The 254-nt window shown below is 47.2% G+C and carries 1 pseudogene; it reads right to left on the bottom strand.

Annotation, left to right across the window (positions count from 1 at the left end):
- Positions 1 to 254, bottom strand: a pseudogene (gene ybeQ / locus FN960_RS24425) (Sel1 family TPR-like repeat protein YbeQ); the annotation flags it as partial.

Below are 254 nucleotides of genomic sequence, written 5' to 3'. Positions count from 1 at the left end.
TTATAGTTGGGGTCTTCTCCACGATCCAGTATCCAGCCACGGGCGTTGGAAGCAAAAGTATGGCCTTGTAGGGCAGCTTTTTTCAGCCAAAAGATGGCTTGCTCATTATCTCTATGACGGCTTTTATCCTCGGAGTATTTCCGCCCTAAGGAATATTGTGCTTCACAATGGCCTTGCTCAGCGGCAAGCTTCAGCCAGTAAAAGGCCTTTTCGTCGTCCGGAGAGTCAATTGCGCTATCGCGATTATAATAAAA

The organism is Alkalicoccobacillus porphyridii (assembly GCF_007293315.1).
GTDB classification, from domain to species: Bacteria; Bacillota; Bacilli; order Bacillales; family Bacillaceae_D; genus Alkalicoccobacillus; species Alkalicoccobacillus porphyridii.
Note: the sequence above shows the minus strand (reverse complement) of the source record. Positions and strands in the feature narration are given on the sequence as shown.